20 protein-coding genes are annotated in these 23,808 nt (G+C 61.5%); 14 read left to right on the top strand and 6 right to left on the bottom strand.

Translation table 11 applies throughout. The annotated features are described in order from the left end of the window. Nucleotides 1–49 precede the first annotated feature (49 nt). Entirely contained in the window at nucleotides 50–1,288 is a 1,239-nt protein-coding gene (locus Q5Z11_RS17185; RefSeq protein ID WP_303747522.1) for a nuclear transport factor 2 family protein, read from the top strand. A gap of 33 nt (nucleotides 1,289–1,321) precedes the next feature. On the opposite strand, the gene Q5Z11_RS17180 is transcribed toward Q5Z11_RS17185, so the two are convergent. Further along, nucleotides 1,322–1,906, bottom strand: coding sequence for a hypothetical protein (locus Q5Z11_RS17180; RefSeq protein ID WP_303747521.1), 585 nt, complete (start codon nucleotides 1,904–1,906; stop codon nucleotides 1,322–1,324). Between the two features lie 545 nt (nucleotides 1,907–2,451). Between Q5Z11_RS17180 and Q5Z11_RS17175 the strand changes: the two genes are divergently transcribed. From Q5Z11_RS17175 to Q5Z11_RS17155, 5 genes are all read left to right on the top strand, one after another. Beyond that, a complete protein-coding gene (locus tag Q5Z11_RS17175; protein WP_303747520.1) occupies nucleotides 2,452–5,181 on the top strand; it encodes a type VI secretion system Vgr family protein in 2,730 nt (909 codons plus the stop codon). 86 nt (nucleotides 5,182–5,267) lie between these two features. Then, the gene (locus Q5Z11_RS17170; RefSeq protein ID WP_303747519.1) at nucleotides 5,268–6,548 is read left to right on the top strand and encodes a hypothetical protein; all 1,281 of its coding nucleotides are present in this window, start codon (nucleotides 5,268–5,270) and stop codon (nucleotides 6,546–6,548) included. Then, the gene (locus Q5Z11_RS17165) at nucleotides 6,538–7,059 is read left to right on the top strand and encodes a hypothetical protein (RefSeq protein WP_303747518.1); all 522 of its coding nucleotides are present in this window, start codon (nucleotides 6,538–6,540) and stop codon (nucleotides 7,057–7,059) included. Before Q5Z11_RS17170 ends, Q5Z11_RS17165 begins: the two co-directional genes overlap by 11 nt. A 72-nt stretch (nucleotides 7,060–7,131) precedes the next feature. After that, nucleotides 7,132–7,440, top strand: coding sequence for a hypothetical protein (locus Q5Z11_RS17160; RefSeq protein WP_303747517.1), 309 nt, complete (start codon nucleotides 7,132–7,134; stop codon nucleotides 7,438–7,440). Nucleotides 7,441–7,455: 15 nt separating this feature from the next. Then, complete coding sequence (locus tag Q5Z11_RS17155; RefSeq protein WP_303747516.1) at nucleotides 7,456–8,244, top strand: hypothetical protein; 789 nt, start codon at nucleotides 7,456–7,458, stop codon at nucleotides 8,242–8,244. Between the two features lie 42 nt (nucleotides 8,245–8,286). Here Q5Z11_RS17155 and Q5Z11_RS17150 read toward each other — a convergent pair whose 3' ends face one another. From Q5Z11_RS17150 to Q5Z11_RS17135, 4 genes are all read right to left on the bottom strand, one after another. Then, entirely contained in the window at nucleotides 8,287–9,114 is an 828-nt protein-coding gene (locus Q5Z11_RS17150; RefSeq protein WP_303747515.1) for a restriction endonuclease, read from the bottom strand. Between the two features lie 180 nt (nucleotides 9,115–9,294). Then, on the bottom strand, nucleotides 9,295–10,308 hold the full coding sequence (locus tag Q5Z11_RS17145) for a cyclase family protein (protein ID WP_303747514.1): 1,014 nt from the start codon (nucleotides 10,306–10,308) through the stop codon (nucleotides 9,295–9,297). Between the two features lie 232 nt (nucleotides 10,309–10,540). Further along, on the bottom strand, nucleotides 10,541–11,446 hold the full coding sequence (locus Q5Z11_RS17140; RefSeq protein WP_303747513.1) for a LysR family transcriptional regulator: 906 nt from the start codon (nucleotides 11,444–11,446) through the stop codon (nucleotides 10,541–10,543). A gap of 149 nt (nucleotides 11,447–11,595) precedes the next feature. Next, nucleotides 11,596–13,050: a serine hydrolase domain-containing protein gene (locus tag Q5Z11_RS17135; RefSeq protein WP_303747512.1), complete on the bottom strand. Its 1,455-nt coding sequence runs from the start codon at nucleotides 13,048–13,050 to the stop codon at nucleotides 11,596–11,598. Nucleotides 13,051–13,444: 394 nt separating this feature from the next. Here Q5Z11_RS17135 and Q5Z11_RS17130 point away from each other — a divergent pair, with 394 nt between their 5' ends. From Q5Z11_RS17130 to hslU, 6 genes are all read left to right on the top strand, one after another. After that, nucleotides 13,445–13,915, top strand: coding sequence for a VOC family protein (locus Q5Z11_RS17130; RefSeq protein ID WP_303747511.1), 471 nt, complete (start codon nucleotides 13,445–13,447; stop codon nucleotides 13,913–13,915). A 154-nt stretch (nucleotides 13,916–14,069) separates the two neighbouring features. Then, nucleotides 14,070–14,516: a DUF1203 domain-containing protein gene (locus Q5Z11_RS17125; protein WP_345783895.1), complete on the top strand. Its 447-nt coding sequence runs from the start codon at nucleotides 14,070–14,072 to the stop codon at nucleotides 14,514–14,516. A 220-nt stretch (nucleotides 14,517–14,736) separates the two neighbouring features. Beyond that, nucleotides 14,737–15,405, top strand: a complete 669-nt coding sequence (locus Q5Z11_RS17120; RefSeq protein WP_303747509.1) for a vWA domain-containing protein — start codon at nucleotides 14,737–14,739, stop codon at nucleotides 15,403–15,405. A gap of 198 nt (nucleotides 15,406–15,603) precedes the next feature. Further along, entirely contained in the window at nucleotides 15,604–15,885 is a 282-nt protein-coding gene (locus Q5Z11_RS17115; protein WP_303747508.1) for a DUF3079 domain-containing protein, read from the top strand. Nucleotides 15,886–16,135: 250 nt separating this feature from the next. Further along, nucleotides 16,136–16,687, top strand: a complete 552-nt coding sequence (gene hslV / locus Q5Z11_RS17110; protein ID WP_055772387.1) for an ATP-dependent protease subunit HslV — start codon at nucleotides 16,136–16,138, stop codon at nucleotides 16,685–16,687. A gap of 29 nt (nucleotides 16,688–16,716) precedes the next feature. After that, on the top strand, nucleotides 16,717–18,093 hold the full coding sequence (hslU, locus tag Q5Z11_RS17105) for an ATP-dependent protease ATPase subunit HslU (protein ID WP_303747507.1): 1,377 nt from the start codon (nucleotides 16,717–16,719) through the stop codon (nucleotides 18,091–18,093). A gap of 281 nt (nucleotides 18,094–18,374) precedes the next feature. On the opposite strand, the gene Q5Z11_RS17100 is transcribed toward hslU, so the two are convergent. Continuing rightward, nucleotides 18,375–19,049, bottom strand: a complete 675-nt coding sequence (locus tag Q5Z11_RS17100) for a TetR family transcriptional regulator (protein ID WP_303747506.1) — start codon at nucleotides 19,047–19,049, stop codon at nucleotides 18,375–18,377. 224 nt (nucleotides 19,050–19,273) lie between these two features. Between Q5Z11_RS17100 and Q5Z11_RS17095 the strand changes: the two genes are divergently transcribed. Both Q5Z11_RS17095 and smeE read left to right on the top strand, forming a co-directional pair. Further along, the gene (locus tag Q5Z11_RS17095) at nucleotides 19,274–20,458 is read left to right on the top strand and encodes an efflux RND transporter periplasmic adaptor subunit (protein WP_303747505.1); all 1,185 of its coding nucleotides are present in this window, start codon (nucleotides 19,274–19,276) and stop codon (nucleotides 20,456–20,458) included. A gap of 12 nt (nucleotides 20,459–20,470) precedes the next feature. Beyond that, a complete protein-coding gene (smeE, locus tag Q5Z11_RS17090) occupies nucleotides 20,471–23,617 on the top strand; it encodes a multidrug efflux RND transporter permease subunit SmeE (RefSeq protein ID WP_303747504.1) in 3,147 nt (1,048 codons plus the stop codon). Nucleotides 23,618–23,808 lie beyond the last annotated feature (191 nt).

Below are 23,808 nucleotides of genomic sequence, written 5' to 3'. Positions count from 1 at the left end.
TAAAGGAATTCCGCAGACTTCGGGGCACCCATCCTGCGGAGTCTTGATCATGTCAGTAACGCGTTCCAAGCCAGCCACTGCCGGTGTGCTATCGCTGCCAGCACGCCTCATCCGATGGTTCGCCGTGGCCAGCCTGGCGCTGTGGTTCGGCGGGCTGGCACATGCCGATCCGGTCGCGGATCAGCGTGAGATCTCGGTGGTCATCGAGGACTACCTGCGCGGCAGTTCCTACAACCAGAGCGATCGGCTCAGCAGCGCCTTTCATCCCGATGCACGGCTATACCTGAGCCAGGGCACGGACGGCATGCGCGAGGTGGGCATCGCCGAATACAGCAGCTGGTTCGGCAAGAACGCGGGGCAGTTCAATGGCCGTGTCGGCCGCCTGCTCGGCATCGAGGTCGAAGGCACCATCGCCACTGCCAAGGCGGAGATTCTGATCAGCAAGGATCAGGCGCGCTACGTTGACCTGTTCCTGTTGAAGAAGCTGGAAGGGCGCTGGCTGATCATCAGCAAGACCGCCACCCGCGAAACCGCACCCGCCCATGGCCGCCAGGTACTGCTGGCGGTGTCCAACGTGGACACCATGCCCGGCACCCGCCTGAGCGCCGGCAACAGCTTCTCGGAGCTGATCCATGCCTATGCCGGCTTCCGTGAGGCCGGCTACGGCGTGCAGTTCGTCAGCCCCGAAGGTGGCGCCGTGCCATTGGCTTACATCGACACCAGCATCCGCGAGCACAAGGCCGGCATCTATGACGCCGATATGATGTGGGCGCTGGCCAACACGCGCCGACCCGACGAGGTGACCGCCAGCGACTACGCCGCGCTGATGTATATCGGCGGCAGTGCCGCGATGTATGGCGTTGCCGAGCATCCTGGCATGCAACGCTTGGCGGTGCAGATCTACGAGCAACGCGGCGGCATCGTCTCGGCGGTCTGCCACGGCAGCGCCGGGTTGGTAAACCTGACCCTGTCGGATGGCTCCGCGCTGGTCAGCGGAAAGCGTGTCACCGGCTATCCCGATGCCTACGAGGACATGAGCGCGGCGTACTACAAGACCTTCCCGTTTTCGATCGAGCAACGCCTGCGCGGAAGCAAAGGCCAGTTCAGCTACGGCGCACGCGGCACTTCGCACGTGGAAGTTGATGGCCGGCTCATCACCGGCATGAACTGGGAATCCACCCGTGGCGTGGTCGCTGCGATCATCCAGCGCTTGGAGGCGAAGCTGAAACCGGGGTCAGAGTCGGGTTGTTTGGGGCCAGATTGCGACGCTCTGCAAGCAACATTGTGACGACGCACCGCGGCACGAGCCAATACGGCGCCTTCAGTCGATAGCTGGAGGTGACGCCGTGCTGCTCGCTGGCGCATAGAGGCCGTCATAGCCGGGTATCAACCCAGCTGCCGGCAGGTAGCCCCGCTTGTCGCCAATGTGGCGGTTGTCAGGGGTCGAGGTGATACCGCATTCCGGCACGCATACCCAGGCTGTGCCGGCCGGCCCGCGCACATAGAGGCTGTGTGGATTCAGGTCTGACAGCAGGTATCCGGCTGGCTCATGGTCGGGTGCCGACTGTCTGCCCTTTTCGCGACTGGCATGGACGTTCCCCAGCAGCGCAATTACCGCAGGCACGGCGTGGTGTGCTGCCCTGATGCGCGTGGCCATGCCGGCGTCCCTCGATCCTGGCATGCCATCGTCGACGGCCAGCACGCTGATTCGTGCGCCTTCCGCACGCAGTGTTCGCAGACGATGCAGCAGTTTCAGCATGGCTGCGCTGGATCGCCCATCCTGGGGCTGGCGTGTCCAGAATCGGCTGGCTAGAAGTGTTGCCTGATCTGCATCTGAGCCCCTGCTTGCCAGGAAGTTATCGAGGCTTGCCTGCTCTTCGATTGGAATCTCCAGCGCGACTGCCACTGGATTTCCGGACGTTGCGCTGGCGCATGCCAGGTCGCCAATCAGTGCTGGTGCCTCGTTGGTGCCGTGGACCTCACCCACCAGCAGCAGGCTTGCAGAGGGCATGTTCTGAGGCCAGCTGCACGCGGCGCCAAGCTGGCCAAGGCAAGGTCATAAGCGGCCACAGCAAGGGCAAAGAGCAGCACCGAGAGGAGTGACTTCATGTCGTGACCTTTTGCGTTGGCGTACCTGCGATGAGCTCGTCACTGTACACGCCAGTCGCTAACGACTGCCCTTGGTCGAAAGCAAGAAGCGCGGTGTTATCGGCAACGCAATCATGCTTGCTCAGTTGCTGCATTAGAGGCAGACGTAAGCACCCAATGTCTGCAATGGCCCCCGCCGTGAGCGAGACAAGTGGCTGACAGCGGTACTGACAGATTTCACGAGAAAGGTCTCAAAAATGCGGTGCCAAGGTAATATCAGCTATGCGCTATGGCTTAATCGGTCCGCGCTCGCGATGACTGGAGGCATCGCGTGCATCTCGCCCTAGCTATGAGTCAGTCGATATGGATATCCGAAACTCGGCACTGCTCGCCTCATTGGCGTCGCTGTCGCACCGCAATCGTTTGATCCAACTGCAGGGGCCGCATGACGGCCTGGTAGTGGAACGCTTTGAGGGACAGGAGAGCGTTTGTGGCGACCATCGCCTGCGGATCGACTGCCTCTCCACTGATGCCTTTCTGGACATCGATGCTTGGCTCGAGCAGGCGCTGACTTTGCAACTGCGGGCAGCTGATGGCTCGCTGCGGCAATGGCATGGCTTGTGTACGGAAGTCGCACAGCTCGGCAGCGATGGTGGTTTGGCCCGTTACCAACTGGTGCTTGAACCTTGGACCGCCTTGCTTCGCCTGCGCCGCAACGCTGTGATCTTCCAGGACGTGGACATTCGCGGCATCTGCGAGCGGATTTTTGCCGATTACCCGCAAGCCGCGTATCGCTTCGATGTTGAAGCGCTGCCGCGCCGGCCGATCACCACACAGTACCGGGAGACCGACTGGGAATTCGTGACGCGCCTGCTTGCCGAGGCGGGCTTGGCTTGGCGCATCGAGCAGATGCAAGGCGGCGAGGGTGCACACACGTTGGTGGTGTTTGGGCCGCAGGCGGAACTTCCTGATACAGGCTCGGTGCGCTTTCATCGCGTTGCCGCAACTGAATCCGCCGATGGCATCAGCGCATTTTCCGAGCGTCAGCAGCTGGTGTCCAACAGCAGCACGGTTGCTAGCTGGCACAGCGAGCAGATCAAAGCCGTCTCAGCGCAGGCCACTGCCACAACCGATGATCTGCCTGCACTTGAGGTCTATGTGCAGCCACGCGCTGGCCGCTTCGCCGAATCGAGCTGGGCGCAAAGTGAAGCGCAGGCACGGCTGGATGCGCTTCGGGTGTCGCAGGTGCTGTACAGCGGTAGCGGCAGTGAGCGCCGATTGGCAGCTGGCAGTCGCTTCAGCCTTGTCCAGCATCCACAGCATGAAGCGCAGGCTTTCCAGCTGCTGGTGGTGCACCACGCGGCGGTCAACAATCTGGAAAGCGGTATTGCCGAGCTGCTGGGCCACAATGAGCTGGAGCGCGGCGGCTACCGCAACAAGTTCCTCGCTACCGATGCTTCGGTCGCAGTTCGAGCGCTGCCGCAAGAAAAGCCCAGCCTGCACGGTCCACAGACTGCGCGGGTGGTTGGCGTTGCCAACGCCGCGCTCAGCCCCAATCGCGACCATCAAGTGCGCATCCAGTTCAACTGGCAGCGCGGCAGTGCGCCAAATCCGGGCGGCCTGAGTGACACCGGCAGCAGCCAGCCCGGGCACGCGCCCGGCGACCAGACCAGCGGCAGCTGGGTGCCGGTTGTCGAATGGGTAGCCGGGCCAAACTGGGGCACTGCATTTCTGCCGCGTATCGGCAGCGAAGTGCTGGTGGAATTCCTGCACGGCGATATCGACCAGCCGCGCATAACCGGCCAGCTCTACAACGGCGAAGTCGAACCGCCGTTTGGCGGCGGTATCGATGCGCAGGCCCAGCACCCCGGCGTGCTCAGCGGCCTGCACACCGAAGCACACGACGGCAGCGGCACCCAGCAATGGGTGATTGATGACACGCCCGGCCAGCTGCGTACGCGCCTGCACAGCTCGCTGGCCGATAGCCGACTGGAGCTTGGCTACCTGATCCAGCACCAGAACAAAGCACGCGGCGCGCTGCGCGGCGAAGGCTTCGAGCTGGCAACGCAGGGCTGGAGCAATGTGCATGCAGGCGAAGGCCTACTGCTGTCAGCCAGCACCCAACAGCACGCCGCATCCACCGTGATGGACAACGCCGAAGTCGTCGCCCAACTCAAAGGCGCCGAGCGCAGCCTGGAGCAGATGCAGCAGACGTTGCAGCAACAGCAAGTGCCCGGACTATCGGCATGGCAGAGCACCGGCATGCTGCGCGAGCTGGCCGATCCCAACGCCGATGGCCGCTTCGAAGGTGAGGTCAACGGGCAATCGCCGTTCAAACCCTCCGATGGCCGCAACCCTGGCGATGAGCCGGTTGAGCGTTTCGCCAAGCCAATGCTGCTGGTCGAAGCCCCCAATCACATCGCATGGACCACGACAGCGAGCGCAATCGCCTACGCCGGTCAGAATCTGCAACTCACCGTACAACAAGACCTGCACACCAGTAGTGGCGAAACCATCGCCACCGTCTCCGGCGGACAAGTTTCGCTGTTCGCGCAAAGCGGCCCGGTGCGCGTGATTGCCGCCAACGGCCCGGTAAGTCTGCAGGCGCACGATGGGGAGCTGGAAGTGCTGGCGGAACAAGCGATCACCATCACTGCCACTGACAGCCGTATCGACGTACTTGCGAAGAACAAGATCGTGCTGCAGGCGGGTAGTAGCTCCGTCACGCTGGAGGACGGTGATATCGCGTTCAGCTGTTTGGGGGAGTTCAAGGTCAAGGCTGGGGATCATAGGTTCCTGATAGGGAACGCGACCACCACCAAATTGCCGCATCTCCCTATCGATGCTTTGACAAATGTTCTGACGGGCATGTTTAGCGTTCAGTTTGTTGTCGAGGATGAGTATGGAAGTCCGATCCCAAATTTCTCTTATGTAGTAGTGGGAGGCTCAGGGAGCGAGGCGCGTGGGACGACCAATCAGAAAGGTGAAACCGAGAGAATTTTCGGAAAAAAAGGGGAAGCTTATGAACTTTACCCTGACTTCCTGGCCCCGGTGGAAGATGGTTTTAAGATCGAAAATTGCAAGGAGTGCTGACCATGGCAGCTGTGAATGGAAGTCGGGGCGAACCCTTGTCTCGAGCGACAGCTACAACCGATCACACGCAACAGGTTTCCGCAAGGGTGGGAACCCGTCGTGCCCAATTTCGATTTATAGCCGCTCCATTGGATGCTTCTGCGCCAGGCGGTGATCGGAATGATCTAATCGTTACCGGAAGTGCGAGCAACTTAAAGAATCTTCCATACGCCATCACCGCATCTGGGGATGCTGCGCGGATCCTGCACGCTACACCGAAAGGTTCGTCATTCTCCCGACTTGGAGCCTCGCCATTTAATACGGTTGAAGTAACTGTTCCTGTTGATGTCGAGGAGATCGAGATCTATCTTGGTAACGATGCCTTCAGAAACAGAAGGCACACTCCTCTATTTAGAACTGCGTTGAATAGCGTAGGAACTACGCTCATCATCATCCACGAGTTACCCCAAAAGCGACTGGATCGGCTGCAACTTGCCGCCGCAACATCAGTCAATTACCCAGTAAACTCGCAGGGTGGAACCACTAAATTAGCAGATGAATCTCATATCGGTTACTTGACAGGAGATGTGTGGAAGAGCTTTTCATACGCTTTTACCCTCGATGACGTTCGGCGCCTTTGTGAAGCGACAACTATCCAGCGCCCTTATGCTGAGGATAGAGGGCGGAGTCGTATCGAGCCTCCGCAAGCTCCGGCTGCTTTTCCCGCAACAACCACAGGAGCGCCACGACCAACTCCTTGGGGCCAGACATCTCCCTATCCGGTGGACCAGAGGCCCACTCGCATAGGCGACACTGAGTCGTTAATCGTCACCGATTGGACTCGTGTCCTGGCTCCAATATACAACGGAGACGTTCGCGGCCTTACGGGTTCTCGTAATAGTGAATACGCATGCTATATCGACTTGCCAGTGGTAAATATACGTCTCAGATATGCTGCGGGCGCATTTGCGAACGCTACGGGAGCAGGTAAGTCAGTGACTGTAGGTGACGTTCTAAGGCGCACTAATCCCGTTACATACAAGGGAGTTATCGAGGCCGCGTGGAAATCTGGTGTTGATGAGCTGACCTTAAGCAGTACATGGCGTCCGATGCTTGGATCGATACTGCATCGAATGGGTATAGCGTTAGATGTTGTCTTTGTCGATGACTTTGATGATCGCACAGCTCAGGGTCAGGAAATTCGAAAATTCCATGTGCATGAGAATAATCGTAGTAGATCTGCCCTCTATTTAGCATTTGAAGGGTTTGTGTTTGGTGACTCCAAGAATCTCAGTGGCTTCAAGGCTGATCCTTGGATAAGGGCCAGCACGGATACAACTCACCGGCATCATCTACATGTGTCAGCATTGGATCTAGATGAAAAATAATATTGCTATACTTGTTGTTGTCGCTGCAATGCTGATGCTCTCAGTGCAAGGCTGTCATGCGTCGCCTTCGCATGATTCGGTGCATGAATATTCAGTAGATACACCTTGTTTGGCGCAGGCGCGAGACAATCTTAAATCTGAGATATTCTCAAGCGCTTCCAATCCTGAAGCTTTGTGGGCACTGGCTTCCTTGGCGACGTGTCCACGCGGAGCAATCGAAGAGGATCAGAGGGAAATGAAGAAGTTCATCATCTCGCCGATCAGTTACGTTGCAGAGAGCTTTCCTGCCCAAGAGGGACCGCTCGACAGGGAGGCGGTTATCGCATCGCCCGACGACATGGCGCAGCTGATCGTCTCCTCTGGTTTCTATGCGGAATTTGTAAAGATTTCTATTTCAAAATCTGATGCAGCGATACTTCAAGTTAGCAATGATGTATGCACGCTCCAGCTGGATTTGCATGTTACCGGTGATGGTTGGCAGGTGCGGGGCGCTAGGAATCAATGTGACTAATTGCGTGCTTTCGTCCTCAGTTTTTGGGCCATAGAAATTTTAGTTTGGGGTTAGATAGCTAGGCAGAAGTGCATGTCTACGATTAATTTTGGACTCAATCCGTGGCATAAGCGGCAAGCTACCCTGCTTTATCACTTCACCTCGAATGAGTACCTACTGGGCTTGCTGCGAAGGATCGACAGGCTCATTGCCATGGCTAACGGTTTCCTAGATGAGCGAACACCTTTCGATTCGCTAGGGTTGGCAGTGGCGAACTGGCAACAGCTAGACACTGCCGCTCACTTTTCGACCCATGCCTTTCCTGCATTGATCGAGTTTCGAGAGGGTGTTTTAGAAGCCATCGCACTCAGGGCCAATGAAGTGTATAGGACTGCGGGTTAGAACCAGTGCGGTCGAATGCTTGATGAGTACGGCCATCACATGACTTGGGCTACTCCTGATCAGGAGAGTGCTTTCAAGGACGAAGCTGTCTCGGTTTTCAGCTACGCCGGTCTTATTAGCTCGGTTGCGGGGAGGCTTAGCCCTCTGGACGACTTCTGGTTCTGGATAGTTTGGAATGAAGGACTTGTGGACGCTCACATGATTCCACGGTTCCGCGTAAGCAAGGATATCGTCGCTTTCACGGATCAGCCTCCGCCGCGTACGGGCGTTTACGTGCCGAAGGAAGATCCGTATGGCGCTTTGCAGTTTGCGTGGACGGGAGGCCGCGGCGAGTTGATAGGAGCCAGTAGCCTCAACGAGTTCGGTCGAAGCGTTGTCCAGAAAATTGGCTGGGCCGGCCTTTGGGGAGACAGTGCGAGGCTGTACGAGATACTGGATAGAAATCGCGGGATGACCCCCTACGACTGGTCGTACATAACTGCAGATAAGGCCCATATCGCCAATTCCTTCGTGGCCTCGGAATGCTTTGAAGATCGCCCAAGCGAATGGTATTTCGTAGAGGCGGTCGAAGACGAGTTTGAGGAGATCGATGGCACGTACTCCGGCGCCTCGAACATTGATCTTCGCCCGGAGCGCGTGCCTGCCGGAAAGGCGGTACCTGTTAGCGGGTGGTGGTATACGCCTGCGCAAGGCTCGCGCCGCTATTTCAAACAGGGAGAATTGTTCCCTGAAATCGCGGGCAGTGATTGGGGAAGCACCTTCTGGCTGTGGGCCAGTGACCAGGCCGCTCCACGGATCGGTTGATGGTCACTCGTGGCTTCGTGGCAACAGTGGAAGCTGCAGCCCTTAGCTGCTGCCTCTGCATCTTGGGAACTGGCTGCATCCAAGGAAGCCCTCGCCGGTGCGTCTATTGGTCCGCTGCACGAGAGCACTTCCACAACGTGGGCATGCTTGGCGTTGCGGGGAGGTGTCCGCTGGCGGCTGTGTCCATGTCGGCTCGTTACGTTGATCTGGCTGACGCCGTGGCGCATCCGTCTGCTGCGCGGCCTGGATCATCTCCAGCAGCTGCTCTCCACCGATCAGTTCAATGGGCTTTCCTCTGGCGAATGCCTCCGCGTCCGAGGTATAGCTGCCGATGCAGATGATCTTCACCGCCTGCGCTCGATGGTGGGCAAGAAGCCCTGCCATCTCGCGCACCACGCTGACGCCAACCTGTTGGCGCTTCCACTGTTTGCATTGCACCAGCGTGCGCCGGCCGTCCTTGCGCAGGATGAGGTCGATGCCGCCATCGGGACCGCCTAGTCCGGTTTCTTCCACCGCGTAGCCCTGGCGGCGGAATGCTTCGCCTACCAGCTGCTCGAACTGGCGCCAGCCGCCGGCCGCCAGGCTTTCGAGCGTGGTGCGTGTGTCCAGGAAGCGGCGACGTTTGCGGGCATTGAGGTAGGAGGCCAGGGCCGCGATCCAGCAGATGCCGAGCAGCATCCATGCCAGCGGCGCGAAGACAGGACTGGATTGTTGGGCAAAGGCTTGCGCCAGCATGCCGCCTTGAAGGGACAGGAACCATTGGATGCCGTAGCGCACCAGGATGAAGCCGATGATCCCTGCGAGGATGCCTACTGGCCACGGCATGGTTGCCAATGTGCCGATAGGAGATTGTCTTGTTCTGCGTCCCATGCGAACCCCCTGTTCCAGAGGGCAACTTAGCGCTTGGGTTGGGTGTTGTCAGCAGATTGGTCGATTTGTAGGAGTGCGGTGTAAGGCGCGAAGCTTGTTGTGTTGGGTGTTTGGCAGCTGGTTGCGCTGGTGGTGTTCTTGCTTCGCGGCTTACGCCGCTCCTACAAATGCGGCGGGGCGTTATCGGACTGGCAACGCTATCGGGCGTAGCGGGGCTGCGTCACCGCCGCGGATCTTCAGTGGGCCGCCGATGAAGGCGAACTCGTAGACCTTGTCGCGGGCCAGTTCGTCCAGCGCGATCAGCTCGATGATCGGTGCGCCTTGCTGGGCCAGCAGGTAGGTGTGCAGCGGGACGTAGTCGTCGGCCACTTCCGAGGGGAAGGTCTCGAAGCTGAGGTTGTCGGCGCCCACGATCATCGCGCCGCCGTCCTCGACCAGGAAGCGTGCGGCATCCAGGCCCATGCCCGGCGGGTTGGCCATATAGGCCTTGGGTTGGTTGAAGAGCTGCATGCGTCCGGTGCGGATCAGCACGATGTCGCCTTGCTGCAGGCTGACCTTCTGCCGGCGCAGTGCATCCTGCAGGTCCTGGCGGGTGACGCGGTAGCTGTCTGGCAGCATGTCCACGCCCTTGGCGCCGGCGATGTCGATCAGGATGCCGCGGGCAACCAGCGGTGGGAACTTCTCGATGCCGGTGACCTTCCAGCCGCGATCACCGAGGTGTTTGCTGGCCTCGAAGCCGTTCCAGATCTTGCCGTGGATGCCGAAGTGATTGAGCGCGTCGATATGCGTGCCGGTGTGGCTGTACATCGAGAACGCGGTGCCGGTGTAGCTACGGGTGATGTTCATTGTTTCGCCCACGCCCATCGGGTCATCGATCACCGTGCCCTGCGGCGTGTGGGTCATCCAGAACTGGTAATGCGGATCGCCGGCGTCCTGCCAGCTCGGCATGCCGACGTAGTAATCGGTGGCCAGGTCGTAGACCTTGCCGCCGCTCACCCGCGACAGGATCGCCGCGCGTGATGCTTCGGTGATCAGGTTGAGCCGGCCGATCTCGTCGTTCGGGCCCCAGGGGCTGACGCCGACCTGCTGGCCGGAGCGGAGTGACTCGGCCGTGGCTGAAGGGTGGGCCGCCGAGGGCAGTGCGGTGGCGGCCAGCAGCAGGCCGAGTGCGGTAGTGAGTTTGCGGATACTCATCGGGGAAAGCTCTGTGCGGGGAACGACGCGATGGCGTCGCAACAGGCACGCGGTGGCGTGCACGGGTCTCCGTTTTGCAGCAGGGTCGCCGCGCGCAATGCGTCGGCTGTCGGTCGCGTTGCTGGTAAGGGCAGCGCACTGACATCAGGCCCGGCTCAGCGGGAGAACGCAGCTTAGGTAGCTGCCGCAGCGCGAAACAGCGGCTGCCGGGCAGCTCAGTATTCGCTGGACGTCAGCAATCCAGGCCGGCGCAGCGGGGCAGGGCGTCGTGCAGGAAGTCGATGAAGGCGCGCACCTTGGGCTGCAGGTGGCGTTGGGTCGGGTAGACCGCGTAGACGATGCGCTGCGGGTAGTGATGATCCGGCAGCACCTGCTGCAGCTGGCCGCTGGCCAAGGCGGGTGCGGCCAGGAAGGAAGGCAGTGCGCCGATGCCGGTGCCGGCCACCAGCAGCTCGCGCAGCAGCAGGCTGTTGTTGGCGCTGACGCGGGTCGGCTGGGTTACCGTCACCTGCCCATCGGGGCCGTGCAGCGGCCAGCTGCCGGGCGAATCGGACAGGCTATAGGCCAGCAATGCGTGCTCGCCCAGCTGCGCCACCGTGGTCGGCGCTGGATGCTGTTGAAGATAGGCGGGCGCAGCGCACAGCACTTGCTGCAAGGAGGCCAGGCGGCGTGCGACCAGGCTGGAGTCGTGCAACTCGGCGCGTATCCGCAGCGAGACATCAAAGCCTTCGCCCACGGCGTCCACCACCCGGTCTTCCATCACCAGGTCCAATGCCAGCTGCGGGTGCGCTGCCAGGAACCGTGGCAGCAACGGCGACAGCGTGCTCAACGCGAACGACAACGGTGCATTGACCCGCAGCCGTCCGCTGACCTCGCCGCTCTGCTGGGCGATGCCGCGTTCCAGCGCATCCAGCTCATCGAGCAGGCGGCAGCACTCCAGGTAATAGGCCTGGCCGGTATCGGTCAAGCTCATGCGGCGGGTGGTCCGCTGCAGCAGCACCACGCCCAGATGCGCTTCCAGCGCACGCAGCTGCTTGCTCAAGCCCGCCGCCGACATACCAAGGTCCTCGGCCGCACGCGCCAGGCTGGCACGCTCGACAATCCGCCGGAAGGCACGCATCAGGTTGAAGGAATCCACGGCAAGCCTCACGACAGAACGCGCACAGGGTAAAGAAAACCGGGGTCAGAGTCAGGTTTGAAGGCTGCAGGGATTTCTTTCAACAGTCCTGCGTGATGCCGATACGACCGGGCAGCAGTGCTCGCGATCGACGTTCCGCCAGCGTAGTCCTACTCCTGTCGCGTCGCTTCATAGGTGCTGCCGCCTCGTTGCAAGGAGAAGCCGCTGGCCTTGTTGTCGGCTCCCAGCTGGAAGTCGACCGTCATGTCACTGGCCGTCATGAAGAACCTGCTCTTGGATTGTGCAAGCAGCTCCATGCGAGCGGCCCCGAACAGGTCGCTCTGGAAGTACAGGCGGTCGCCTTCGGCGGTGACATGCGCTGGCGTGCCCAGCAACTGGTAGGCGCCGGCGACGGCGGCATTGGCTGCGGGATCGGCGGCAATGGCGGCCTTCTCGACGGGCTTGAGGTCTGGCCAGCCGTATACAGTGGCAACGCTGGCCACTATCTCGTCAATCAAGCTGCCGCCGTTGTCGCTGTTGGTCATCACCACTACACCTTGCCCGGTGTGGGTGTAGCCATAGACCTGTGCGCGGAATCCATCGGTGCCACCGGAGTGCCCGAAGCGGATGCCTTCGCCCACCTTGTTGATGAACAAGCCCAAGCCGTAGTCGCCCAGTTCGGGGCGAAGCATGGTGCTGGTCATGGCGCTGGAAAGTACCTTGCCCGACGTTCCGTTTTGCGCACGCTGGATATCGATTACGAACCTGGCCAGATCGGCAGGCGTTGTCCATAGCGCGGCGGCGGCCGATTCCGGATACAAGTGCCAGTTGCCGACCACCGCGACGCCATCGCTGTGATACGCGGTCGCAGCCCGCGTTTGCCATGCAGGCGGAAGCGTCAGCGCGAACGTGCTGTCGTGCATTTCCAGCGGATCAAGGACGAGCGCTTGCAGCAGCTCAGGGAAGGGCTGCTTGCCTGCCTCGATCATCATCAGCTGAGCCACGCTGTAGCCGCCACCGGAATACTTCCAAATGCTGCCGGGTGTGGACTCGACTCTGACTGGGTCCGAATTTGCCGGCGCTTGCCCTTCCAGTACCTGCAGCAGCGAGGGGACCGGCTTGTCCGGTGCGTAGCCATGGAAGCCATGCACGGTCATGCCGGCGCTATGGTTGAGCAGCCTGCGTAGCGTGACGGGGCTTTGCCGGGTGAACTGGTTGGCGGGTACCTGCCAGCCGTGGAGCTGCGTGTTCGCATCGACGTCGAGCGATAGCTTGCCCTGCTCGACCAGCCGCAGTGCGGCCATGGCGCTGACCGACTTGCTGATCGACCCGGCCTGGAACAGCGAGCCAGCTTGGGCGGGTGTGTGCTTGCCGGTATCGAGCTCGCCATAGGCGCGGGCCCACTCGACGCGCCCGTTGTTGATGACGGCGATGCTGACCGCGGGAACCTTGTGGAATGCCATGCGCTCGCTCAGGCGCATGGCCTGGATCGGGGCGTCTTTGACCACGACGGGTGTGAGAAGGGTTTGTTCGACCCGGGCGATGCGGGCCTGAACCTCCGGCGCGCTGTCCTGCCCCGGTGCCGCATCAGCCGGCGCGCGCGCCAAGGTGCAGGGTGCAAACAACAATAGCGCGAGCGCAGCTACAACATGGCGGACCTGGAGGCTGCGGGCGCGGCCAGACGGCGGGCTTGGGGCAGTAGCTGCGTGGTGCATCGTCAGTGGCTCGTTGGAGGTTGGGATCTGGTGTCGAGGATTAGTTGAGGGCAGGGCCCTTGGCAAGTGCAAAGCGACGTGGATGGGGAGCGGGCGGCGTTGTTGCGGATGAACTTGCGTGGCCGCCGCGCTGGGGAAGCGGCCGTGGCCCCGCTGCCGCTTTGGTCACGGCGGCAAGCTGCTGTCCCTGCTTGCTGACGCCGTGGGCAGGAGTGCCTTGGCTTCACTGCTCAGGGTGTAGGCTCGCGCAAATTCGCAGCCTCTGTGCTGCGCATCGTCTGGTTTCTGCAGCCGAGGAGCACGCATGACTGTCAAGCGCATGGACAACGTGGGTATCGTGGTCGCGGATCTGGATGGCGCCATAGCGTTCTTCCTCGAACTGGGGCTGGTGCTTGAGGGGCGCATGCCGATCGAAGGTGAGTGGGCCGGGCGGGTTACTGGCCTACGCGACCAGCGTGTCGAGATCGCGATGATGTGCACGCCCGATGGCCACAGCAGGCTGGAGCTGTCCAGGTTCGATACCCCGACGATTGCATCCGATCACCGTGCAGCACCGGTGAATTCCCTGGGCTACCTGCGCGTCATGTTCGCGGTGGAGGACATAGATGACACGCTTGAGCGGCTCAAGAAGCTGGGGGCGTCGGTGGTCGATGAGGTGGTCAACTACGAGAACACCTATCGGCTGTGCTACATCCGTGGTGTTGAGGGCATCCTGATCGGGCTCGCCCAGGAGCTTGGGGCAGCGGGTAGCCGAGTGAGCGGCGGGCGCCGGTAGGGGAGGGGCCAGGCGGCAGCGATTGACGATGGAATTCTTATTGCCGGCGATTGAATGCTGCGTCTGATCATGGCGAGCAGTAGCCTGCGGAGAGTGTGATGTTGCGGTTCCCTGATCCATGGAGTGCCGCATGTCCCCCTTCCTGTTGAGCGGTTTGAATCCCGCACTGTTCGCCGATCTTTTCCAGCTTGATGATGCCGCGCTTGCTGCGCGGCAGATTGCCCGCGTCACTGCTACCGAGGCTTCAGGATTTCCCTGCCGGGTCAGCCTTGCTGATGCGATGGTGGGAGAGGAACTGTTGCTGCTTTCCTTCCAGCATCAACCGGCCGATTCGCCGTACCGGGCGAGTGGGCCGATCTTTGTCCGGCGCGGTGTGGGGCGTGCGGAACTGCAGGTCAATGATGTGCCGTCGCAGGTGCAGCGTCGGCTGATGTCATTGCGGGCGTACAGCGTGGAGGATCGGATCACGTTTGCCGAGGTCTGCGATGGAAGAGACGTTGGCGAGTGGCTGCAAGATGTATTCGATGATGCTGCTGTGGCGTATGTGCATCTGCATTTTGCACGTTATGGTTGTTTTGCGTGTAGGGCGGACCGGGTGTAGTGAACCCGGCTGCAGTTTGTGGGAGCGGCGTAAGCCGCGAAGCAGATGGTTCGTCAGGTTGCGGGTGTTTGCGCGATCTGTAGGTGCGGTGGTTTCGCGGCTTACGCCGCTCCTACAGGGTGGCTGTTGGATTGCCTGGAAGGCTTCTGCCGAGCATGGCTCGGCACTACAGGGCGGGGTTTTGCGAATAGACTGAAGCTACGAATATGGAGATTCCGTTATGAGCTTTGGATCTGGGCACGAGGCTGGTGGTTCTGCCGGCGCGCAGGAAAGCCGTTGTGCATGCTTGTTGCTGCTGGATACATCGGAAGCGATGGGGCGGCAGCGAATCGATATGCTCAACGCTGGGCTGATGCAGTTCAAGCAGGCTTTGTACGCCGATCCCGAGGCGGCGAAACGCGTTGATATAGCTATTGTTACTTACGGCCCGGTACGGACAGCCATTGATTTCGTGGCCGCCGAGAGTTTTTATCCGCCGTTCCTTGTCAGTACTGCTGGTGCCCCGCTTGGTGCAGCGATCGAACAGGGCCTGGAACTGATTCGCCAGCGCAAGGATGCGTATACAAGCAGAGGTCTCAGTTATTACCGGCCATGGGTGTTCCTGATCAGCGCGGGTGCGCCCAGTGATAGCGTCAAGCACGCAGCTGAGCTGGTGAGGGAAGGTGAGGCCAACAAGGACTTCCAGTTCTTCGCGGTTGGTATGGAAGGTGCGGAGATGGATGCGCTGCGACAGATATCGGTGCGTGCGCCGCTTACGTTGAAGGGACTGCAGTTTCCGGAGCTTTTCAGCTGGTTATCCCGTTCCATGCGCGCGGTTGTTGCTTCGGCGCCGGGCGATACGGTTCCGTTGAGCAACCCGACATCCGCGGATGGCTGGGCGGCAAGGTAGTGCGGAGGCGAGCTTGCCTGCCCTTTTTTGTGGGAACGGCGTGAGCCGCGAAGCTGAGATTGGTGAAATGACCTGCGGCCCGTAGCCGGGAGGATTCTTGGCTTCGCGGCTTACGCCGCTCCTACAAAAGCGGGGGCGGTGGGTTTGTTGGGAAGGCCTCTGCCGAGCATGGCTCGGCACTACCGCGCTTGGGGTTGCTTGATTTACATCAAGGTGGGCATTGCCTTGGCGGCGCATGGTTGCTCTCCTGGAGTGGAGAGTTCTGCGATGGCAAAGCCATTTCCGTTGAATCCAAAACATCCTGAGCGGATCTGCTGGGGCTGCGACAAGTATTGCGCGACCGATGCGCTGGCCTGCGGCAATGGTTCAGGGCGCACGCAGCATCCGGCGGAGCTGCAGGGCGAGGATTGGTATCTGGCGTGGGGGATCGAGCCGGAGCCGGGGCGGCCGGGAAGGGCCGCGCTGGAGAAGAAGTTGTAGGAGCGGCGTGAGCCGCGAAACCGCGACCAACGGATTCACAAACACACCCGCAACCTGACAAACCACCAGCTTCGCGGCTCACGCCGCTCCTACAAGGTGGTCGGTTGGATTGCTTGGAAGGCCTTTGCCGAGCATGGCTCGGCGCTACATGTGGTGTCGGTTTTCTGAATGGTGGCTGTCGCTGGCGGGGGGAGACTTGATCACGGCGATGACCGGCCCCATTACCGGAGAACAGTATCCCGGAGGCCGTATGGACCCCAGTCAGAACCCGAATGTTTTTCATGCCACCACCATCTGCTGCGTGCGTCGCGGCGAGCATGTGGCGATTGCTGGCGATGGTCAGGTCACCCTGGGTCATACGGTGATGAAGGGCAATGCGCGCAAGGTGCGTCGGCTTGGCCGTGATGGCCAGGTGCTGGCCGGTTTTGCCGGTGCAGCCGCTGATGCCTTCACCTTGTTCGAATTGTTTGAAGCCAAGCTTGAGAAGCACGGCCAGCTGACTCGCGCTGCGGTGGAGCTGGCCAAGGATTGGCGCACCGATCGCCGCTACGGCAAGCTCGAGGCGCTGCTGGCGGTTGCCGACCGCGAAACCTCGCTGATAATCAGCGGCACCGGCGATGTGATCGAGCCGGAAGACGGCATCATCGCGATTGGTTCCGGTGGTTCCTACGCGCTCAGCGCGGCGCGCGCACTGCTCAAGCACACCGATCTGGATGCACGTGGCGTGGCCACCGAGGCGATCAACATCGCCGGCGGTATCTGCATCTACACCAATACCAACGTCGTGGTGGAAGAGCTCTGAGCTCTCCGGCCATCAATCGCGAGCACCCCATGAGCCACAAGATCGAAGTTTCCTCCGCCACCATGACCCCGCGCGAAATCGTGCAGGAGCTGGACCGTCATATCGTCGGCCAGCACGACGCCAAGCGTGCAGTCGCCATCGCCCTGCGCAACCGCTGGCGGCGCATGCAGCTGCCCGTCGAGCTGCGCAACGAAGTGATGCCGAAGAACATCCTGATGATCGGTCCCACCGGCGTCGGTAAGACCGAAATCGCACGCCGCCTGGCCACGCTGGCCAATGCGCCGTTCGTCAAGGTGGAAGCCACCCGCTTCACCGAGGTCGGCTACGTCGGCAAGGACGTGGAGCAGATCATCCGTGACTTGGCCGATACCGCGGTCAAGTTGTACCGCGAGCAGGCCAAGGTGCGCGTGCGCACGCAGGCCGAAGAGAAAGCTGAGGACCGCATTCTTGATGCCTTGCTGCCGCGTCGCAGCGTCGGCATTGGCTTTGATCCGGAAGCGGCGCGCAATGAGCCGTCGGCTGCCGATAATGAAACCCGCATCAAGTTCCGCCGCATGCTGCGCGCCGGCGAGCTGGACGAGCGCGAGATCGAACTGGACGTCGCCGCCAACGTCAGCATGGACATCATGACCCCGCCTGGCATGGAGGAAATGGGTCAGCAGCTGAAGTCGATGTTCGCCAATCTCGGCAGCGCCAAGTCGAACAAGCGCACGTTGAGCATCAAGGCCGCGCGCCCGCTGTTGGTCGAGGAAGAGGCTGGCAAGCTGGTCAACGAAGACGATATCCGCACGGCTGCGGTTGAAGCCTGTGAGCAGCATGGCATCGTTTTTATCGACGAGATCGACAAGGTTGCCAAGCGTAGCGATGCCGGTTCGTCGGGTGGTGATGTGTCACGCGAAGGCGTGCAGCGTGACCTGCTGCCGCTGGTGGAAGGCTCGAATGTGTCGACAAAGTACGGCACGGTGAAGACTGACCACATCCTGTTCATTGCTTCCGGTGCGTTCCATCTGGCCAAGCCGAGCGATCTGATTCCCGAGCTGCAGGGCCGTTTCCCGATCCGCGTGGAGCTGGGAGCGCTGAGCAAGAATGATTTCGTGCGCATTCTCACCGAGCCGAAGGCGGCGCTGACCAAGCAGTACGAAGCCTTGTTGGCGACCGAGGGCGTCAAGGTCAATTTCACTGCCGAGGCGGTGGATCGGTTGGCGGAGATCGCGTTCCAGGTCAACGAGCGGCAGGAGAATATTGGTGCGCGTAGGTTGCACACGGTGTTGGAGCGCTTGCTGGATTCGTTGAGCTATGAGGCACCGGATCGTGATGGCGACAGTATTGCGATTGACCCGGCGTATGTGGACAAGCACCTGGGTGAGTTGGTGAAGGACCCGGATCTGAGTCGCTATATTTTGTGATTAGCGGGTTCGGATGAAATTGAAGACGGCGACACGATTGTGTCGCCGTTTTTTTGTGCGCTTTGGTTGGTGTTATTGCGAGTGATGCCCCTGCCGAGCATGGCTCGGCACTACCGGAGCTGCGCTTAGCCCTCCCTTTGCCGCAGGCAAGGGGAGGGTTGGGAGGGGTGCTTTTGCCTTCGCTTGCTTCGCGGCTTACGCCGCTCCTACAGGGAACGACGGCTTCTGCAAGTTTGGCTGGTAAGGCCTCTGCCGAGCATGGCTCGGCACTACGGGCTTGCTTATTCTTCTTCTGGGTCTGGTGGTGGCAACGGCGTGGGATCTGCGCCGGGTTCGAATACACCGGGCTTCACGTAGTGCGCCATCAGCGCGTCCAGCATCTCGCGGCTGTCGCGTTGCAGGTCGAACTGGGTCGGCTCGAGCATGGCGCTGTACAGCACGCCGGTCAGGCCAGCGTGCAGGATGCGCGCGCTTGTGGCGGTATCCACTCCATCACGAAGCTGGCCCAGCTCGCGCGCGCGTTCAAAGGCGCGGCGGAAAATCGCCATCTCTTCCTCGACGCTGTCGTGCTGCAGCTGCTGCATTGCCACGCTTTCGGTGGACAGGTCGTTGCGCAACATGATCTCCATCATGTCGCGCAGTTGTGGATCGTTGGCCAGCTCGCTCAGCGACACCAGCATCGCCGAACGCAGGTCCAGGATGGGGGTATTGCGGTGGGGCGAGTAGGTCTGGCGCAGGCGCTTGATGAAGGGCACACGCTCGCGGTTGATCATCGCTTCCAGCACTTCGGTCTTGTTCTTGAAGTGCCAGTACACCGCGCCACGCGAATAGCCCGCGCGCTCGCCGATGGCCGCCAGCGAGGTGCCGGCAACGCCGTGCTCGTGGAAGCACGCCAAGGCCGCATCAAGGATGCCTTCGCGGGTGGCTGCTGCCTCTTCTTTGGTTTTTCTGGCCATTGCGTTGCGCAGGTGCTGGATGAAACCGACCTGAATTGTAGCCGTTTACAAACATGCGTGCATGTATGTATATTTCCGCAGCTTGCCTGACAGGATGGCGAGGCTGTACGTGGCAGTAGCAGGCGGTGCGGTTGTACCCGTAACGTATGTACTACAGATTGCGTCGGCTTCTACGGCATCTTTTCCCGTCCTCGGGCGCTACTTTTCCTTATTGAGCCTCTCCCATGTCTCGAATCAGCAGCTGCCGTCTCGTCGCGCTTTCCCTCGCACTAACCGTCGCGCTCGTTGCCTGCAAGGGCGGCGGTGAGCAGCCGCAGCAGGGCGGCCCGGGCCAGGTCACCGTGGTCACCTTGAAGCCGGAAACCGTCACCCTGACCCGCGAACTGGCCGGCCGTGCCAATGGCTACCAGGTCGCCGAAGTGCGCCCGCAGGTCAGCGGCATCGTCGCCAAGCGCCTGTTCACCGAAGGCAGCGTGGTCAAGGCCGGCGATGCGCTGTACCAGCTGGATGACGCCGCTTACCGCGCCCAGGCCAACAGCGCCCGTGCCCAGCTGGCCCGTGCCGAGGCCACTGCCAGTGCCGCTCGCCTGGCGGCGCGCCGCAGCAGCGAGCTGGTCAAGTCGCGGGTGATCAGTGTGCAGGATGACGAAAACGCCCAGGCCGCCTGGAAGCAGGCCGAGGCCGACGTGCTGGCCGCCCGCGCATCGCTGGATGCGGCCAACGTGACGCTGGGCTATGCCCGCATCACCGCGCCGATCAGCGGCCAGATCGGCAAGTCCTCGGTCACCCAGGGCGCGCTGGTCAGTGCCGGCCAGGCCGATCCGCTGGCCACCATCAACCAGCTGGACCCGATCTATATCGACGTCACCCAGTCCTCGGCCGAGCTGCTGCAGCTGCGCCGTGAACTGGCCGCCGGTCGCCTGGAGGGCGCCTCCGAGCTGCCGGTCGACATCGTGCTGGAAGACGGCAGCACCTTTGCCCACAAGGGCAAGCTGGAGTTCTCCGAAGTCAGCGTTGATCCGGCCACCGGCAGCTACGCCATGCGCGTGCGCGTCGAGAATCCGGACCAGGTGCTGATGCCGGGCATGTTCGTGCGTGCGGTGCTGGGCAGTGGCGTGCGTCCGAATGCGCTGCTGGTGCCGATGCAGGGTATTGCACGCGATCCCAAGGGTGACACCTCGGCGATGGTGGTCGATGCCGAAGGCAAGGTCGCTGTTCGCCCGGTCAAGGTCAGCCGCACCATCGGCGACAAGTGGCTGGTCGAGGACGGTCTGAAGGCTGGCGACAAGGTCATTGTCGAAGGCCTGCAGAAGATTGGCCCGGGGATGCCGGTGCAGGCCACCGAGAAGGGTGCCGAAGCCGCCAAGCCAGCTGCCGCGCCCGCCGCGGCGCCGGCTGAAAAGCAGTAAGCGGAGAACTACATGGCACGCTTCTTTATCGACAGGCCCATCTTCGCGTGGGTCATCGCCATCATCATCATGCTTGCCGGCGCGCTGGCAATGCTCAAGCTGCCGATCTCGATGTATCCAGAGGTCGCGCCGCCTGCGGTGTCCATTTCCGCCAGCTACCCGGGCGCGTCGGCCAAGGTGGTCGAGGACTCGGTGACGCAGATCATCGAGCAGAACATGAAGGGCCTGGACGGCCTGATGTACTTCTCTTCCAACAGCTCCTCCAATGGCCAGGCCAGCATCACCCTGACCTTCGAGAGCGGCACCAACTCCGACATCGCCCAGGTGCAGGTGCAGAACAAGCTGCAGCTGGCGATGCCCTTGTTGCCGCAGGAAGTGCAGCGCCAGGGCATCAACGTTGCCAAGTCGAGCTCGGGCTTCCTCAACGTGCTGGGCTTCGTCTCCGAAGACGGCAGCATGGATGAGAACGACATCTCCGACTACGTCGGCTCCAACATCGTTGATCCGCTGAGCCGCGTGCCGGGTGTGGGCTCGATCCAGGTGTTCGGTGGCAAGTACGCCATGCGTATCTGGCTGGACCCGACCAAGCTGCAGACCTACAAGGTCTCGGTTGACGAGGTCACCGCCGCGGTCAAGGCGCAGAACGCGCAGGTCGCCGTGGGCCAGTTGGGTGGTGCACCGGCCATCAAGGGCCAGCAGCTCAACGCCACCATCAATGCGCAGGACCGCCTGCAGACGCCGGAACAGTTCCGCAACATCGTGGTGCGCACCGAAAGTGACGGTTCCACCTTGAAGCTGGGCGATGTTGCCCGCGTCGAGCTGGGTGCTGAAACCTACGACTTCGTTACCCGCTACAACGGCAAGCCGGCCTCCGGCCTGGCCATCACCCTGGCAACTGGCGCCAACGCGCTGGAAACCGCCGAAGGCGTGAGCAAGACCCTGGACGAACTGAAGGCCAACTTCCCGGCCGGCATGAAGGCGGTGATTCCGTACGACACCACCCCGTTCGTGCGCGTGTCGATCAAGGGCGTGGTCAAGACCCTGCTCGAGGCCATCGTGCTGGTGTTCGTGGTGATGTACCTGTTCCTGCAGAACTTCCGCGCCACCCTGATCCCGACCATCGCCGTGCCGGTGGTGTTGCTGGGTACCTTCGGCATCCTCGCGGTGCTGGGTTTCTCCATCAACATGCTGACCATGTTCGCGATGGTGCTGGCGATCGGTCTATTGGTCGATGACGCCATCGTGGTGGTGGAGAACGTCGAGCGCATCATGTCCGAGGAAGGACTGTCGCCGCTGGAAGCCACCCGCAAGTCGATGAGCCAGATCACCGGCGCGCTGGTCGGCATCGGCCTGGTGCTGTCGGCGGTGTTCGTGCCGATGGCCTTCATGAGCGGCTCCACCGGCGTCATCTACCGACAGTTCTCGGCGACCATTGTTTCGGCGATGGCCTTGTCGGTGCTGGTCGCCATCGTGCTGACTCCGGCACTGTGCGCCACCATGCTCAAGCCGTTGAAGAAGGGCGAGCACCACGTTGCCCACAAGGGCATCTCGGGCCGCTTCTTCAACTGGTTCAACAACGGCTTCGACCGCACCAGTGGTACCTACCAGCGTGGCGTGCGCGGCATCCTCAATCGCCCGGGCCGTTTCATGGCGGTGTTCCTGGCATTGGCGGTGGTGATGGGGCTGCTGTTCGTGCGCCTGCCCAGCTCGTTCCTGCCCAATGAAGACCAAGGCATCCTGATGGCGCTGGTCAACGCACCGGTTGGCGCTACCCAGGAACGTACCCTGGAGTCGATCTACAAGCTGGAAGACCACTTCCTGAAGAACGAGAAGGACGCGGTTGAATCGGTGTTCTCGGTGCAGGGCTTCAGCTTCTCCGGCATGGGCCAGAACTCGGGCATGGCCTTCGTCAAGCTCAAGGACTGGAGCGAGCGCAGTGCCGACCAGGGCGTCGGGCCGATCACCGGCCGCGCGATGGCAGCACTCGGCCAGATCAAGGACGCCTTCATCTTCGCCTTCCCGCCGCCGGCCATGCCGGAGCTGGGTATCGCCTCGGGTTACACCTTCTTCCTGAAGGACAACAGCGGCGCTGGCCATGATGCGCTGGTCAATGCACGCAACCAGTTGCTGGGCATGGCAGGTGAAAGCAAGCTGCTGGCCAACGTCCGCCCGAACGGTCTGGACGATACCCCGCAGCTGCGTCTGGACATCGACGTGGCCAAGGCCGGTGCGCATGGTCTGTCGCTGGACACCATCAACAGCACGCTGGCCACCGCCTGGGGTTCGAGCTACGTCGATGACTTCATCGACCGTGGTCGCGTCAAGCGCGTCTACGTGCAGGCCGATGACGGCTTCCGCATGAACCCGGAAGACTTCAACCTGTGGACGGTGAAGAACACCTCCGGCGAGATGGTGCCGTTCTCGGCCTTCGCCAGCCAGCGCTGGGATTACGGCTCGCCGCGTCTGGAGCGTTACAACGGTGTCTCCGCACTGGAAATCCAGGGCGAAGCCGCACCGGGCGTAGCCTCGGGCGACGCCATGCTGGAAGTGGAAAAGCTGGCCAAGCAGCTGCCGGCCGGTTTCAGCATCGAGTGGACGGCCGTGTCCTACCAGGAGCGCGAAGCCGGTTCGCAGACGCCGCTGCTGTACACGCTGTCGCTGCTGATCGTGTTCCTGTGCCTGGCTGCGCTGTATGAAAGCTGGAGCGTGCCGACCGCGGTGCTGATGGTTGCCCCGCTGGGTATTCTCGGTGCGGTGCTGGCCAACACCATGCGCGGCATGGAGCGCGACGTGTACTTCCAGGTGGCGATGTTGACCACCGTGGGTTTGACGTCGAAGAACGCGATCCTGATCGTCGAGTTCGCCAAGGAGCATCTGGAGAAGGGTGCGGGCGTGATCGAAGCGACGATGCATGCGGTCCGCGACCGTCTGCGTCCGATCATCATGACCTCGCTGGCCTTCGGCCTGGGCGTGTTGCCGCTGGCGATCGCCTCCGGCGCGGGTTCGGGTGCACAGCGCGCCATCGGTACCGGCGTGCTGGGCGGCATGGTGGTTGGCACCTTGCTCGGCCTGTTCTTCATCCCGCTGTTCTTCGTGGTGGTGCAGCGCTTGTTCAACCGCAAGCAGCTGGCCAAAAACGGCGACCTGCCGCAGCAGTAACAGGGCAGGGATGTTGCAAGCAAAAGGCGCCGAAAGGCGCCTTTTGTTTTTTCAGCCCCTCTCCCGCTTGCGGGGTGAAAGAGGGGCGTTTACCGACCATCGTTTTGTGCCCCTGTTGAACGAACTTGCGCCAGCGCAAGGGCCGGGGCGCGGAGCGGGGGTTGGGGTGAGGGCAGCTCTGGGCCTGAAAA

The sequence above is a fragment of the Stenotrophomonas sp. 610A2 genome (assembly GCF_030549615.1).
Taxonomy (GTDB): domain Bacteria; phylum Pseudomonadota; class Gammaproteobacteria; order Xanthomonadales; family Xanthomonadaceae; genus Stenotrophomonas; species Stenotrophomonas pigmentata.
Note: the sequence above shows the minus strand (reverse complement) of the source record. Positions and strands in the feature narration are given on the sequence as shown.